Origin of the sequence: Pseudomonas sp. HD6515 (genome assembly GCF_024971855.1) — a bacterium.
GTDB classification, from domain to species: domain Bacteria; phylum Pseudomonadota; class Gammaproteobacteria; order Pseudomonadales; family Pseudomonadaceae; genus Aquipseudomonas; species Aquipseudomonas alloputida.
On the sequence record NZ_CP079827.1, the window covers coordinates 6,127,669 to 6,142,479 of the forward strand.

A 14,811-nucleotide genomic window follows, 5' to 3' on the forward strand; every position below is an offset into this window, starting at 1 on the left:
GATAGGTGTGCTGCCCTGGGCGGGCACCGATTGGCGGTGCCCGCGGCGTTTGCGCTTACTTGTTGGCGTTGAAGGCGTTGTAGCTGGTCATCAGGTTGCGGTAATCCGGAATGTGGTTGGAGCACAGCGCGGCCAGGCCTTCGACATCGTTGCGCCAGTCGCGGTGCAGCTCGCAGGCCACGCCGAACCAGGTCATCAGTTGGGCACCCGCCTGGCTCATGCGGTCATGCGCGGCATCACGGGTCATTTCATTGAAGGTGCCGGAAGCATCGGTCACCACGAACACCTCAAATTCTTCCTCCAAGGCCGACAGCGCCGGGAACGCCACGCAAACCTCAGTCACAACACCTGCAATGATCAGCTGCTTCTTGCCGGTCGCCTTCACCGCCTTGACGAAGTCCTCGTTGTCCCAGGCGTTGATCTGGCCAGGGCGGGCAATGTACGGGGCATCTGGGAACAGGGCTTTCAGTTCCGGCACCAGCGGGCCGTTGGGGCCTTGCTCGAAGCTGGTGGTGAGGATGGTCGGCAGGTTGAAGAACTTGGCCAGGTCAGCCAGCGCCAGCACGTTGTTCTTGAACTTGTCCGGCTCGATATCGCGCACCAGCGACAGCAGGCCAGCCTGGTGGTCAACCAGCAGTACGGCAGCGTCGTCTTTGTTCAGGCGGTTGTATTTGAAGTGGGTCATGGGGGTAGCTCCTAAGGGTTTTGATGTTCAGTAAGTTGGGTGTTTCGCGTTGATGGGAGAAGATTAAAACCATCACCTTTGGAGCGGTAGATAGCGGTTTTTGGCTTTAGCGTTCTGTTTTGGGAACGATAGATTGGCGTTGGTTTTGCTGGCCTTTTCGCGGGCTCGCCCGCTCCCACAGGGATCGCACAAGGTTCAAAACCAGCGCTTTACCTGTGGGAGCGGGCAAACCCGCGAAGGGGCCAGCACAGGCTTGCATTGCCTGCCCGGCAAACCTGCTCTATTACTACCCACAGCCCTCCCCTCACCCCCGAGACCACCATGCTGGCGTTCATCCAGTCGTCCCCGTTGTTGCTCGGTTGCGCCCTGATCCTGCTCGACCTCGTGCTTTGGCAACTGATCCCCATTCAGCGTCATGCCTGGCGCATCAGCGCGCGCCTGGTGATCTTCCTGCTGTTCAGCGCGGTGCTGATGGCCGCGGGCATGAGCCCGCTGCAACCACCGCCGTGGCCCGACGATCTTTCGCGCAACCTGATGGCCACGGTATTGGCCATCGGCTGGTGGCTGTTCGGTGCGCGCACGGTGACCGTGGTGTTCGGCCTGTTGCTGGTGGCCCGTGGCAGCCATGGCGGGCGCTTGCTGCAGGATGTGCTGGGGGCGTTGATCTTCCTCGCCGCCGTGGTCGCGGCCGCAGGCTACGTGCTGCAACTGCCGGTGAAGGGCCTGCTGGCCACCTCCGGGGTAATGGCCATCGTCATCGGCCTGGCGCTGCAGAGCACACTGGCTGACGTCTTCAGCGGCATCGTGCTGAACACCACGCGGCCCTATCAGATTGGCGACTCAATCTCCATCGACGGCACCGAAGGCAAGGTCCTGGACATCGACTGGCGCGCCACGCGCCTGCTGACCGGTACCGGCAGCCTGGCGGTAATCCCCAACTCGGTGGCGGCCAAGGCGCGGCTGCTCAACCACAGTCGCCCGGCCGATGTGCACGGGGTATCGATCAGCGTGGTGGTCCCGGCCAAGGTGCGGCCCAAGCGTGTGTTCGATGCGCTGGAAAAAGCCTTGCAGGGCGTCAGTGCCATCCTTGCGACCCCGAAGCCGAAGGTGACGGTAAAGGCCTCGACTCTGGAGTCGGTGGAGTACGAGGCCAGCGGCTTCGTGGCCGATGCGGGCACCAAGGGCGATGCACGTAACCAGTTGTTCGACCTGGCGCACCGGCATCTGGAGGCCAGCGGGGTGATGTGGAACGTCGACCTGGCTGTGCCGCCGCGCAGCCGCCAGCGCGAGGTGCTGGATGAGGTTCGAGTGTTCCGCTCGCTAAGTGATGAAGAGCGCGATGCGTTGAGCCAGCGCATGACTGCAGTCGAGTACCTGGCGGACCAGGTGATCCTGGAGGTGGGCGAGCATTCCGATCATCTGCTGGTGATTGGCAGCGGTGTGGTATCGGCCTCGGTGCGCGACGGAGACAAGCGGCTGGAGGCCGGGCGCATGGGGCCGGGAGAGGTGCTTGGGATCGAGGGGATCATCGACGACGAAGATTCGCTGGCCGAATTCCGCACGCTGACCAGTTGCGTGCTGTACCGGATCGACAAGGAACAGGTGAAGAGCTGTTTGCAGCAGCGTGGCGAAGTGCAGACGGCGTTGAGCAAATTGCAGCGGTTCCGGCGGCAGAGCCGGGAGTCGTTGTTGCTGCAGAAGCCGGCCCTGATCAAGAAAGGTGGCTTCCTCAGCTGGCTGCACAAGTAAGCCTGTGCTGGCCTCTTCGCGGGTAAACCCGCTCCTACAGGTTCACCACAGCCCTCTCAGGCGGTGAACAATTTGTAGGAGCGGGTTTACCCGCGAATAGGCCAGTACTTACAACACAACCCTCAGGCACTGCCCCGCGTGGTACAGCGAGAAGCCGGACTCGTAGAACGCCGTCCGCAGCGAAGGCGCGCTCACACCGCTCATCGGCGAAAACGGAATCGGCAGGCTGTCCGCCTCGCCCTTGAGCAGGAACTCGGCAAACGCCCGGCCAATCACGGTGCCGGTGGTATTACCGCGCCCGTTGTACCCGGTCACCGCCACCAACCCAGGCGCCGGCTCGAACAGGCGCATCAGGTGGTCAGGCGTGAAGTCGATGCAGCCGGTCCAGTGCATTTCCCACTCGACCTTGCCCAGCTCCGGGTAGTAATGGCCCTGGATGCGGTCGGCCCAGCTGCGCACGAACCACGCCGGCTTGTTGTCGACCCGGCCCAGGCTGCCGAGCAGCAGGCGGCCCTGATCGTCGCGGCGGATGCTGCTGAGCACGGTGCGGGTGTCCCACGAACCTTGGCCATGTGGCAGCACCTTGTCGGCTGCGGTGCCCTGCAGCGGTTTGGAGGCTACCTGATAGTAATAACCGCGGAAGAACTGCTTCTGCAGGTTGCTCCAGTCGCCTTCGGTGTAGGCGCCGGTGGAAATCACCACCTTTTCGGCGCGCACAGCGCCACGCGCAGTCTTCACTCGCCAGCCATCACCTTCACGCTCCAGGCCTTCGACCGAAGACTGCTGGAAAATCTTGCCGCCCAGGCGCGCCACGGCAGCCGCCAGGCCCTGGGTGTAGCCCATGGGGTTGATGGTGCCAGCACGGCGATCAAGCAGCGCAGCGGAAATCTTGTCAGTACCGCAGTATTCCTGGCATTGGGCACCGGTCAGCAGCTCGACGTCGGCACCTCGGCGGCGCCATTGTTCGTGACGCGCTTCGAGGTCGGCGATACCGGTGGCGTTGTGCGCCATGTGCAGCGTGCCTTTGTGCTGGGCCTGGCAGTCGATGCCGAGGCGCTCGATCATGGCGAACACTTCAGCCGGGGCTTCGCCAAGCACCTTGTTCAGGCGGCTGCCCTGCTTCTGGCCAAGGGTGGCCTCGACGTCGTCGGGGCGGATCCAGGTACCGGCGTTGACCAAGCCGACGTTGCGCCCGGAGCCACCGTGGCCGATCTTCCAGGCCTCCAGCACGATCACCGACTTGCCCTGTTCGAGCAGGTGGATGGCCGCCGACAGGCCGGTAATACCGCCGCCGATCACACAGACATCGGCCTTGTGCTCACCGGCCAGGGCCTGGGCGGCGACGGTCGGTTTGCTGACGTGTTCCCACAAGCATTGTTGACGCAGTTCGGACATGGCCGGCTCCAGCAATTTGTTCTTGTTGGGGCCGCAGGGCGGCCCATTCGCGGGTAAACCCGCTCCTACAGGGGTCGGTGTCGCTTGGACGAACCCTGTAGGAGCGGGTCTACCCGCGAACCGGGGGCCAGGCCCCCGGCCATGCAGCATCAATACATCAGTCGAACACGATACCCTGCGCCAGCGGCAGCTCGCGCGAGTAGTTCACGGTATTGGTCTGGCGACGCATGTAGCCTTTCCAGGCATCCGAGCCCGACTCACGGCCACCGCCGGTTTCCTTCTCGCCACCAAACGCACCGCCAATCTCGGCGCCGCTGGTACCGATGTTGACGTTGGCGATGCCGCAGTCGCTGCCCGAGGCGCTCTGGAAGCGCTCGGCTTCACGGATGTCGGTGGTGAAAATGCACGACGACAGGCCTTGTGGCACTTCGTTGTTCAGGCGCAGGGCCTCCTCGAAGTCGTCGTAGGCCAGCACGTACAGGATCGGTGCGAAGGTTTCGTGGCGCACCACGTCACTTTGCGCCGGCATTTCAGCAATGGCTGGCGAAACGTAGTAGGCGTTCGGGTACTGGTCGGCCAGCTGACGCTCGCCACCGAATACCTGGCCACCTTCGTCACGGGCCTTGGCCAGTGCACCCTGCATGGCGTCGAACGACTGCTTGTCGATCAGCGGGCCGACCAGGTTGTCTTTACGTGGGTCGCCGATACGCACTTTGCCGTAGGCGGCTTTGACGCGGGCAACCACTTCGTCCTTGATCGAGCGGTGCACGATCAGGCGGCGCAGGGTGGTGCAACGCTGGCCGGCAGTGCCGACAGCCGAGAACAGGATGCCGCGCACGGCCAGGTCCAGGTCGGCGCTCGGGGCCAGGATCATGGCGTTGTTGCCGCCCAGTTCCAGGATGCTGCGGCCGAAGCGGGCAGCAACGCGTGGGCCGACTTCGCGACCCATGCGGGTGCTGCCGGTGGCGCTGACCAGCGGTACGCGCGGGTCGTCGACCATGGCTTCGCCAGCTTCACGGCCGCCGATCACCAGTTGTGCCAAGCCAGCCGGAGCATCGCCGAAGGCTTTCAGGGCTTTTTCGAACAACGCCTGGCAGGCCAGGGCGGTCAGCGGAGTCTTCTCGGACGGTTTCCATACCACCGAGTTGCCGGCCACCAGGGCCAGGGCGGTGTTCCAGGCCCACACGGCAACCGGGAAGTTGAAGGCGCTGATCACGCCGACCACACCCAGCGGGTGCCAGGTTTCACGCATGTGGTGGCCCGGGCGCTCGGAAGCGATGGTCAGGCCGTACAGCTGGCGCGACAGGCCAACGGCGAAGTCGCAGATGTCGATCATTTCCTGCACTTCGCCCAGGCCTTCCTGGGTGATCTTGCCGGCTTCGATCGAGACCAGCTCGCCGAGGTCGGCCTTGTGCTCACGCAGCACTTCGCCGAACAGGCGCACCAGTTCGCCACGGCGCGGAGCCGGCACACTGCGCCAGGCTTCGAAAGCGCTCTGGGCCTGATCGATGCGGGCGATGGTCTCGGCCTTGCCGAGCAGTTTCACCGAGGCGATCTGGCTGCCGTCGATCGGCGTGTGAACAGGGTAGTCGCCCTGGGTGTAAGCCTCGGCGGCAACGCCAAGGCGCTCGAGCAATCCAGCAACCATTTGTGCATCTCCTACATCGGTGATGGGGTGGAAAAATGATGTGGATCAGTATTAATCCGATCACATAGGTACAACAAACGACCTTTATTCCGCATATCATTCCGTCAGGTAATGATTTGAGCCGCAGAGACCGCTATGTCAAAACGCCTGGTACCCTCCATGACCGCCCTGCAGTGCTTTGAAGCTGCAGCCCGCCATCTGAGTTTTACCCGTGCCGCCGAAGAACTGCACCTGACCCAGAGCGCGGTCAGCAAGCAGGTGGCGCAGCTGGAAGACATGCTGCGCCACCACCTGTTCCTGCGCATCCGCCGGCGCTTGCAACTGACCCCGGCCGGCAGCCTGTACCTGGCCGAGGTCAACAAAATCCTCACCCAGGTGGACATGTCCAGCCGCTACGTACTCACCTACGGCGAGCAGACCGAGATATTGAAGGTAGCCACTCAACCGAGTTTTGGCGTGCGCTGGTTGATCCCGCACCTCAAGGGGTTTGGCAAACGGCACAGCAATATCCACCTGGACATTCGCAACGAAATGGAGCCGTTCGCCCTGCTGCAAGGCTCGGCTGACGTGGTGTTCTTCTATGGCCAGGGCACCTGGCCGGGGGCCACTTGCGTGGAGTTGTTTCGCGAAGAGGTGGTGCCGGTGTGTGCGCCAGAGCTGCTGGCCGGGCGCAAGCTGGCCGGTGCCGAGGAGCTGGCCGAGTTGGTGCTGCTGCAAAGCACCTCGCGCCCGGAGGCCTGGCATGAGTGGTTCCTGGAGCAGGACCTGCAGAGCGTCAGCGCCTACCACGGGCCGCGCTTCGATACGTTCTATATGGCGTTGAGCGCAGCACAGGCCGGGTGCGGGGTAGCGCTGGTGCCGCGCTACCTGGCGGCGAAGGAACTGGCCGACGGTAGCCTGGTGGTGCCGTGGAACCATGCGATGCGCAGTGCCGGGGCGCACTATCTGGCGTACGCTGAACATGCGGCGGAGGTGCCCAAGGTGCGGGCGCTGGTGGAGTGGATCCACGAACAGCTTCAGGCTTGAGGGCCTCTTCGCGGCTAAAGCCGCTCCTACGGGGCCCTGCGCAAGACCCCAACCTTGCACGGTCCCTGTAGGAGCGGCTTTAGCCGTGAAACGGCCGTCGAGGTCGATCAAAAAAGGAATGACACACTCACTTTTTTTCGCTTGTGAGCAAAGTGCATTCCCAGCTTTCATGTAAGCGTCCGAACCCAACCAGGAAGCTAGCGATGCCCGCCAACGATTTCGTCAGCCCAGACAGCATCCGCGCGCAGTTCTCTGCCGCCATGTCGCTCATGTACAAACAGGAAGTGCCGCTGTACGGCACGCTGCTGGAGCTGGTGAGCGAAATCAACCAGCAGGTCATGGCCCAGCAACCCGAAGTGGCCGAGGCCCTGCGCTGGACCGGCGAAATCGAGCGCCTGGACCAGGAACGTCACGGCGCCATCCGCGTCGGCACCGCCGAAGAACTGGCCACCATCGCCCGCCTGTTCGCTGTCATGGGCATGCAGCCGGTCGGCTACTATGACCTCAGCTCCGCTGGCGTACCGGTGCATTCCACTGCCTTCCGCGCGGTGCACGAGCAATCGCTGCATGTCAGCCCGTTCCGTGTGTTCACCTCGCTGCTGCGCCTGGAGCTGATCGACAACCCGCAGTTGCGCGAGCTGGCACAGAGCATCCTGGCCAAGCGCCAGATCTTCACCTCCCGCGCCCTCGAACTGATCGCCCAGTGTGAGCGCGAGGGTGGCCTTGACGCCGCGGATGCAGAGACGTTCGTGCAGGAGGCGCTGCACACCTTCCGCTGGCACCAGGACGCTACCGTCACGGCCGAGCAGTACCAGCAGCTGCACGACCAACACCGCCTGATCGCCGATGTGGTGGCCTTCAAGGGCCCGCACATCAACCACCTGACCCCGCGTACCCTGGATATCGATGCAATCCAGCTCGGCATGCCTGCCAAGGGCATCCCGCCGAAGGCCGTGGTTGAAGGCCCGCCCACCCGCCGCCACCCGATCCTGCTGCGCCAGACCAGTTTCAAGGCCCTGCAGGAAACGGTCGCCTTCCGCGACCAGCAAGGCCGCGAAGGCAGCCACACCGCGCGCTTTGGCGAAATCGAGCAACGCGGCGCGGCGCTGACGCCGAAAGGTCGCCAGCTTTACGACAAGTTGCTCGACGCTACCCGCGCTGCGCTGGGTGGCGCTCCGGCCGAAGCCAATGCCGAGCGTTACATGGCGCTGCTGCAGGCAAACTTTGCCGAATTCCCGGATGACCTGGCGCAGATGCGTGAACAGGGCTTGGCGTACTTCCGCTACTTCGCCACCGAGAAAGGCCTGGCCGCACGCGACCAGGAAGGCCGCCCGACCACCCTGCAAGGCTTGATCGACGCGGGCCACGTGCACTTCGAGGCGCTGGTGTACGAGGACTTCCTGCCGGTGAGTGCGGCGGGGATCTTCCAGTCCAACCTGGGTGACGATGCGCAGGCCGAATACGGCAGCAACGCCAACCGCGAAGCGTTCGAAGCGGCGCTGGGGTTGCAGGTACAGGATGAGCTGGCGCTGTATGCGCAAAGCGAGCGCCGGTCGCTGCAGGCCTGCGCACAGGCGTTGAACCTGGGCTCGATGTAAATTTGCACCGGCCTCTTCGCGGGCGAGCCCGCTAAGAGGCCGGTGCAGGTGATCAAAGAGGCGGCAGGATTTCCACATCCGGCAAATCCATTGCCGCCACTTCGCCTTCCAGGAACGCACTCAACCGCCGCAACCGCTCGCCGCCTCGCCGGGTGCGCGGCCACACCAGGTAGTAATCCATGCCGCTGGGCACCGCCGTCGGCCATGGCAGGCTCAAGCGCTTCTGCGCCACATCTTCGGCCACCATCAACAGATCGCCCATGGATATTCCATAGCCACGCGCCGCGGCAATCATGCCCAGCTCCAGGGTATCGAACACCTGGCCGCCCTTGAGCGACACCTCGTCGCCAAGCCCCATACGCTCCAGCCATTCCCGCCAGTCACGCTTGTCCACCGTAGGGTGCAGCAGCTCGATAGAGGCCAGCCTACGTACATCCCAAGGTTCTTCGTCGAGCAGGTCCGGCGCGCCGACCGGGATCAACAGCTCAGGGAACAGTTTGCGCACCTCCCACTCCGGCGGGAATACCCCGTCGCTGAGCAACACCGCGCAATCGAACGGCTCCTGGTTGAAATCCACATGGTCGACATCCATCCAGGCGCTAGTCAGCTGCACCTCATTGCCCGGCTGCAGGTGGCGAAAGCGGCTGAGGCACGCCAGCAACCAGCGCATGGTCAGGGTCGAGGGGGCTTTCATGCGCAATATGTCGTCTTCACCGCACAAGGTTTCACAGGCCCGCTCAAACGCCGCGAAGCCCTCGCGCACGCCCGGCAGCAGTACCCGCCCCGCTTCGGTAAGTTGCAGGCTGCGGCCACTGCGCACGAACAGGCGGCAGGCAAAATGCTCCTCCAGCGTACGGATATGCCGGCTGATGGCGCTTTGGGTGATAGAAAGCTCTTCGCCCGCACGGGTGAAGGAGCTTAGCCGCGCGGCAGCTTCGAATGCGCGCAGGGCATACAGCGGTGGTAGCTGGCGTGGCATGAGGCACCTGCAATATGGGCGTGTGAGGCAAATCACCGAGAAGCCTATATACATGAGTTCAACTCATGCCAACTATCGCTTTTATCCTTTTGTGCAAAGTTGACCGAAGCCTCAGAATCGCCCTTCGTTGATCACCCCAGAATGAAGGACTGCCCCCATGCACGTCGCGCCCACCACAGAACTCAAGGCTTTGCTGCGCCTGGCCGGGCCGCTGATTGCCTCGCAGTTGGCGCACATGCTGATGGTGCTGACCGACACCCTGATGATGGCCCGCATCAGCCCCCAGGCCTTGGCGGGGGGTGGCCTGGGGGCAGCCAGCTATTCGTTCGTATCGATCTTCTGCCTGGGCGTGATCGCCGCAGTCGGCACGCTGGTGGCCATTCGCAAGGGTGCCAACGACATCGAGGGCGCCACCCGGCTGGCGCAGAACGGCCTGTGGCTGGCCTGGGCCTTGGCGCTGTTCGCCGCGCTGGTGCTGTGGAACCTTGAACCTGTGCTGCTGCTGTTCGGGCAGAAGCCCGAGAACGTGGCCTCGGCCGCCGAATTTCTCACCCTGCTGCCACTGGCCCTGCCCGGCTATCTGACCTTCATGGCCTTGCGTGGCTTCACCAGCGCGCTGGGCCGCTCGACCCCGGTGATGGTCATCAGTTTGTTCGGCACAGTGCTCAACTACCTGTTCAACGTGGCACTGATCGAAGGCATGTTCGGCCTGCCCAAGCTGGGCCTGATGGGTATCGGCCTGGTCACTGCAGTGGTGTCGATGGGCATGGCCGCTGCCTTGGCGTTGTATATCCGCTGGCATTCGGCCTATGCCGCCTACCCGCTGCGCAAAGGCCTGTCACGCCCATCACTGGCGGCCCTGCGCGAGCTGTGGCGGCTGGGCCTGCCGATTGGCGGTACCTACATGGTGGAAGTGGGCCTGTTCGCCTTCGCCGCGCTGTGCATGGGCGTGCTGGGCAGCACCGAGCTGGCGGCGCACCAGATTGCCCTGCAGATCGTGTCCACGGCATTCATGGTGCCGACGGGCTTGTCCTATGCGGTGACCATGCGCGTCGGCCTGTACTACGGCGCTGGCAACCTGCTGGCGGCGCGCAGCGCCGGGCGGGTGGGCATCGGGTTCGGGGCCATGATCATGTTTGCCTTCGCCGCGCTGTTCCTGCTGCTGCCCGAAGCACTGGTAGGGCTGTTTATCGACCGTAATGACCCGGCCTTTACCGCGATCTTCCAGGTGGCCGTGCAGTTGTTGATGGTGGCGGCGTGGTTCGAACTGTTCGACGGCATGCAGACGATTGCCATGGGCTCGATCCGTGGGTTGAAAGATGCCAAGACCACCTTCCTGATCGGGCTGGTGTGCTATTGGCTGGTGGGGGCGCCGAGTGCCTGGCTGTTCACCTTTACCCTGGGTGGTGGTGCAGTAGGGATCTGGTGGGGGCTGGCGCTGGGGCTGGCATGTGCGGCGGTGGCGCTGACCTTTGGCTTTGAGTGGCGGATGAAGCGGTTGTTGGGGAAGGCTTGGGCTGCCGGGAAGGCGACGGCTTCGGCCTGACGTGGGGGCCTCTTCGCGGGTAAACCCGCTCCTACAACGGCCTGTGTCCAACCCCGGTGTGTGTGTCCACCGCAGATCAGTGTGTAGGAGCGGGCTTGCCCGCGAATACGGTGGTGGCGGCAACAGTGAACGTCTGGTGGAGATTGGCCAGCAGGCCCGGCCCATTCGCGGGTAAACCCGCTCCTACAGGACAGCCTCCAACTGGCGTCCGGGCGCCTGCAGCAAATACGCCATCAATTCCCCTATCGGTAGCGGTTTGCTGACCAGAAAACCCTGCACCTGGTCGCAGCCAAACCCGCGCAGCAACGCCAGTTGCTCTTCACTCTCCACACCCTCGGCCACCACCTCGAGGTTGAGGTTGTGCGCCAGGTTGATCATGGCGTGTACCAGCTTGCGGTTCTCTTCACGCATTTCCATTTCCGCAACAAAGCTGCGGTCCACCTTGAGCAAGGTGATCGGCAGGCTGTTGAGGTGCACGAACGAAGAAAACCCGGTGCCGAAATCATCGAGGGAGAAGCGCACGCCCAGGCGACCCAGCGCGTCCATGGTCTGGCGCACCACCTCGTTGCGGCGCATCACCGCCGTCTCGGTCAGCTCGAACTCAAGCCAGCGGGCATCCACACCGTGCTCGAGGATCAGGCGACTCAACGTGGCCAGTAGCTGGCTGTCCTGGAACTGGCGGAAACTCAGGTTGACCGCCATGTGCAGCGGTTCCAGGCCACGCTCGCACAATGCCTGCATGTCACGCAGGGCACGGGAAATAACCCAATAACCCAAGGGCACGATCAGGCCGCTCTGCTCGGCCAGTGGCACGAACTCACTGGGTGGCAGCAGCCCGCGCTCGGCATGGCGCCAGCGCACCAGCGCCTCCAGGCCAACAATGCGCCCGTCAGCCAGGTTCAGGCGGGGCTGATAGTGCAGCTCCAGTTCGTCGCGGCGCAGGGCGCGACGCAACTCGCTTTCCAGGTCGGCAAGGCTGCGGGCGTTGCGGTTGATGCGTTCGTTGAACACATGGAAGGTGCAGCCCTGGCTGCCCTTGGCCTGACGCATGGCGATGTGCGCGTGCCACATCAGCGGATCGGCGCCGCTCTGCGCGCGAGCATGTGCAATGCCCAGGCTGCAGCCCAGCAGCAGGCTTTCGCCGTCGATCCAGTAGGGCTCTGCCAAGGCCTCGACGATGCGTTCGGCAATCCATTCGGCGCGGTTGGCATCGCGACGGGTGTCGATCAGCAGGGCGAACTCGTCGCTACCCAGACGTGCCAGCTGGTCGCCCGCCTCCAGCTGATGCTTCAGCCGTGCCACCACCTGCAGGATCAACCGGTCACCGCTCTGGTGGCCCAGGGCGTCGTTGACGTGGCGGAAGTTGTCCAGGTCCAGGTGGCCAAGCGCGACACCACGGCCTTCGTTTTCGGCCAGGCGTGCATTAAGCAAAGCCTGGAAGCCCTGGCGGTTGGCGATGCCGGTCAGCGGGTCCTGCTCGGCAAGGCGCTGCAAGGTGGCGACCAGCACCCCTCGCTCTCGCACATGGCGCAGTGAGCGGCGCAGGGTATCGGCGTTGAGCTGGTCGCGCACCAGCCAGTCACTGACAGCGCTGGGCGCTGCCTCAGGCTCGTGTTCAAGCAGCAGAATAGTCGGCAGCTCGCAACGCCCGGGGGCGGGCTGCAAGGCGGGTGTTGCCAGCACGACGGCCTGACGATCATGGCTGAACAGGCTGTCGACCGCCTCCCAGTTTGGCGCAGTCAGTAACACGGCGCTGCCACCCAGTGCGGGCATGCACGCGTGCAACGAGGCAGCCCATTCCGGCTCATCGGCCAACAGCAGCAAACGCAAAGGTTCGACAGGCGTGGACAAGCGGGCTCCTTAGGGCTTGACGGTGCAACGAGATCTGGAGGGGATGCTACTGCATTCAATGAAAATGATTTTCACTTTTATACATGGTTTTTTCGAGCGTAGCATTCCGACGTATTTTGTCGTGCATCCTGCGCGAAACGAGTCAAACCGGCAAATATGATTTTTTCAGCTACTAGCATTAGTGACACTAATAATTAGGCGGACAAAAGTCTGACTCAGACGTCAGACGGTCGCGCCACAACGGCCCCATGCCTGTTAGAATGCGCGGCTATTTTCTGGCGACCCCCGGTTTCTAGCATGTCCCGACTCAATCCCCGGCAGCAGGAAGCCCGTGACTATGTCGGCGGCCCTCTTTTGGTGCTCGCCGGTGCAGGTTCGGGCAAGACCAGCGTGATCACGCGCAAGATTGCCCACCTCATCCAGAACTGCGGCATCCGCGCCCAGTACATCGTGGCGATGACCTTCACCAACAAGGCTGCGCGCGAGATGAAGGAGCGGGTCGCCACCTTGCTGCGCCCGGGGGAAGGCCGTGGCCTGACCGTGTGTACGTTCCACAACCTGGGCCTGAACATCATCCGCAAGGAACACGAGCGCCTGGGCTACAAGCCGGGTTTCTCGATCTTCGACGAGTCCGACATCAAGGCGTTGCTGTCGGACATCATGCAGAAGGAATACTCCGGCGACGACGGCATCGACGAGATCAAGAACATGATCGGTGCCTGGAAGAACGACCTGGTCCTGCCGCCAGAAGCCCTGGAAAAGGCGCGCAACCCGCGCGAGCAGACCGCCGCCATCGTCTACACCCACTACCAGCGCACGCTCAAGGCGTTCAACGCGGTGGACTTCGACGACCTGATCCTGCAGCCGGTCAAGCTGTTCCAGGAGCACCCCGAGGTGCTGGAGCGCTGGCAGAACCGCGTGCGCTACCTGCTGGTGGACGAATACCAGGACACCAACGCCAGCCAGTACCTGCTGGTGAAAATGCTGATCGGCATGCGCAACCAGTTCACCGTGGTGGGCGACGACGACCAGTCGATCTACGCCTGGCGTGGTGCGCGCCCCGAGAACCTGATGCTGCTCAAGGAGGACTACCCCTCCCTGAAGATCGTCATGCTCGAACAGAACTACCGCTCCACCAGCCGCATCCTGCGCTGCGCCAACGTGTTGATCGCCAACAATCCGCATGCGTTCGAAAAGCAGCTGTGGAGCGAAATGGGCGTGGGCGACGAGATCCGCGTGATCCGCTGCAAGAACGAGGAAGCCGAGGCCGAACGCGTGGCCATGGAAATCCTCACCTTGCACCTGCGCACCAACCGCCCGTACAGCGACTTTGCCATCCTTTACCGCGGCAACTACCAGGCCAAGCTGATCGAACTGAAGCTGCAGCACCACCAGGTGCCGTATCGCCTGTCGGGCGGTAACAGCTTCTTCGGCCGCCAGGAGGTCAAGGACCTGATGGCCTACCTGCGCCTGCTGGTGAACCCGGACGATGACAACGCCTACCTGCGGGTAATCAACGTGCCGCGCCGCGAGATCGGCTCCACCACCCTGGAAAAGCTCGGCAACTACGCCACCGAGCGCGGCATTTCGATGTACGCCGCCAGCGAAGAGCTGGGCCTGGGCGAGCACCTGGACGCGCGCTACACCGAGCGTTTGCAGCGCTTCAAGCACTGGCTGGACGGGGTGCGCCACAAGGTTGCCCTGGAAGACCCGATTGCCGCGCTGCACGAGATGATCCGCGACATCGACTACGAAAACTGGATCCGCCAGCAGACTGCCAGCGACAAAGCTGCCGAGTTCCGCATCAGCAACGTCTGGTTCCTGGTCGAAGCGCTGAAGAACACCCTCGAGAAGGACGAAGAGGGTGACATGACCATCGAGGACGCCATCGGCAAGCTGGTGCTGCGCGACATGCTCGAGCGCCAGCAGGAAGAGGAAGAGAACGCCGAGGGCGTGCAGATGATGACCCTGCATGCCTCCAAGGGCCTGGAATTCCCCTACGTGTTCATCATGGGCATGGAAGAGGAAATCCTCCCGCACCGCTCCAGCATCGAGGCCGACACCATCGAAGAGGAACGCCGTCTGGCCTACGTGGGTATCACCCGCGCGCGCCAGACCCTGGCCTTCACCTTCGCCGCCAAGCGCAAGCAGTACGGTGAAATCATCGACTGCACGCCCAGCCGGTTCCTCGACGAACTGCCACCGGACGACCTGTCCTGGGAGGGCCTGGACGATGCGCCGGTCGAGGTGAAGGCCGCTCGCGGCAACAACGCCCTGGCCGATATCCGGGCAATGCTCAAACGCTGATCAACCATTACTCTTTAACTTTGCCGC

Annotated in this window: 10 protein-coding genes; 5 read left to right on the forward strand and 5 right to left on the reverse strand. The window is 63.3% G+C overall.

Annotated elements, in window-relative coordinates; all coding sequences use genetic code 11:
• Window positions 1-55: 55 nt before the first annotated feature.
• Window positions 56-685 (reverse strand): isochorismate family cysteine hydrolase YcaC, encoded by a 630-nt coding sequence (gene ycaC / locus KW568_RS28105; protein WP_259537307.1) that lies wholly within the window; start codon window positions 683-685, stop codon window positions 56-58.
• 321 nt (window positions 686-1,006) lie between these two features.
• On the opposite strand from ycaC, the gene KW568_RS28110 reads away from it, so the two are divergent.
• Complete coding sequence (locus tag KW568_RS28110; protein ID WP_003253551.1) at window positions 1,007-2,434, forward strand: mechanosensitive ion channel domain-containing protein; 1,428 nt, start codon at window positions 1,007-1,009, stop codon at window positions 2,432-2,434.
• 108 nt (window positions 2,435-2,542) lie between these two features.
• On the opposite strand, the gene KW568_RS28115 is transcribed toward KW568_RS28110, so the two are convergent.
• Window positions 2,543-3,829, reverse strand: a complete 1,287-nt coding sequence (locus KW568_RS28115) for an FAD-binding oxidoreductase (RefSeq protein ID WP_004575229.1) — start codon at window positions 3,827-3,829, stop codon at window positions 2,543-2,545.
• Window positions 3,830-3,986: 157 nt separating this feature from the next.
• The gene (locus tag KW568_RS28120; RefSeq protein WP_003253547.1) at window positions 3,987-5,477 is read right to left on the reverse strand and encodes an aldehyde dehydrogenase family protein; all 1,491 of its coding nucleotides are present in this window, start codon (window positions 5,475-5,477) and stop codon (window positions 3,987-3,989) included.
• Window positions 5,478-5,612: 135 nt separating this feature from the next.
• Here KW568_RS28120 and KW568_RS28125 point away from each other — a divergent pair, with 135 nt between their 5' ends.
• Together KW568_RS28125 and KW568_RS28130 are read left to right on the forward strand one after the other, a co-directional pair.
• A complete protein-coding gene (locus tag KW568_RS28125; RefSeq protein WP_003253545.1) occupies window positions 5,613-6,503 on the forward strand; it encodes a LysR family transcriptional regulator in 891 nt (296 codons plus the stop codon).
• A gap of 203 nt (window positions 6,504-6,706) precedes the next feature.
• Window positions 6,707-8,101 (forward strand): VOC family protein, encoded by a 1,395-nt coding sequence (locus KW568_RS28130; RefSeq protein WP_004575228.1) that lies wholly within the window; start codon window positions 6,707-6,709, stop codon window positions 8,099-8,101.
• 52 nt (window positions 8,102-8,153) lie between these two features.
• Here KW568_RS28130 and KW568_RS28135 read toward each other — a convergent pair whose 3' ends face one another.
• Entirely contained in the window at window positions 8,154-9,080 is a 927-nt protein-coding gene (locus KW568_RS28135; RefSeq protein WP_004575227.1) for a LysR substrate-binding domain-containing protein, read from the reverse strand.
• Between the two features lie 157 nt (window positions 9,081-9,237).
• On the opposite strand from KW568_RS28135, the gene KW568_RS28140 reads away from it, so the two are divergent.
• Window positions 9,238-10,626, forward strand: coding sequence for a NorM family multidrug efflux MATE transporter (locus KW568_RS28140; protein WP_004575226.1), 1,389 nt, complete (start codon window positions 9,238-9,240; stop codon window positions 10,624-10,626).
• Between the two features lie 183 nt (window positions 10,627-10,809).
• Here the strand turns inward: KW568_RS28140 and KW568_RS28145 are convergent, their stop codons facing one another.
• Window positions 10,810-12,477: a bifunctional diguanylate cyclase/phosphodiesterase gene (locus tag KW568_RS28145; RefSeq protein ID WP_004575225.1), complete on the reverse strand. Its 1,668-nt coding sequence runs from the start codon at window positions 12,475-12,477 to the stop codon at window positions 10,810-10,812.
• A 297-nt stretch (window positions 12,478-12,774) separates the two neighbouring features.
• Between KW568_RS28145 and rep the strand changes: the two genes are divergently transcribed.
• Window positions 12,775-14,784 (forward strand): DNA helicase Rep, encoded by a 2,010-nt coding sequence (rep, locus tag KW568_RS28150; protein ID WP_004575224.1) that lies wholly within the window; start codon window positions 12,775-12,777, stop codon window positions 14,782-14,784.
• The last annotated feature ends 27 nt before the right edge of the window (window positions 14,785-14,811 follow it).